The organism is Mesorhizobium sp. M7A.F.Ca.AU.001.01.1.1 (assembly GCF_004022735.1).
In the GTDB taxonomy this organism is placed as follows: Bacteria; Pseudomonadota; Alphaproteobacteria; order Rhizobiales; family Rhizobiaceae; genus Mesorhizobium; species Mesorhizobium ciceri.
Genome location: NZ_RZPF01001369.1, coordinates 1 through 433, shown reverse-complemented (window position 1 = coordinate 433; position 433 = coordinate 1). Strand labels below are relative to the sequence as shown.

The following is a 433-nucleotide window of genomic DNA, read 5'->3' as shown; positions in this document are numbered from 1 at the left end:
CCCCACCAAGCATCCCATTGAGAGCAAAACCAGCGCTCCCCCTTGGCCGGGTTAACGACCGTTTCGTCATAGTAGCGCTGACCTGGCATGTGATAGATACGGTCGCCTGTTTCGCTGATATTGCCCTTAATGTTGCATCCACTTGGCGAGCTAGGGCTACCCAGACGATGCACTGTGGGAAGGGGATGCTGTTCGGCTTGCGGCGGTATGAGATAGCTTGCCCCGGCAACACCGCAAAGCAAAACCGGGATCAGCGCCCGCTGCTCTAACAGCGAACGCCTATGCCGCCTTACAGGCTTCTGTTTTTGGAGGCCCATAACCCTCTCCCCATCGAAGAATGCGACTCTTGCTTGTTGGAGTCCAGATGGCGCTACCCAGCCGTAGGGGAATGGCGGGCGGGCGCTCCGGGGATAAGTAAAGCTCCTGTATTAGG

Annotated in this window: 1 protein-coding gene; it reads right to left on the bottom strand. The window is 57.5% G+C overall.

Annotated elements, in window-relative coordinates:
- A partial coding sequence (locus EN884_RS38230) for a hypothetical protein (protein ID WP_128361246.1) occupies positions 1-317 on the bottom strand: 317 nt, incomplete at its 3' end.
- Positions 318-433 lie beyond the last annotated feature (116 nt).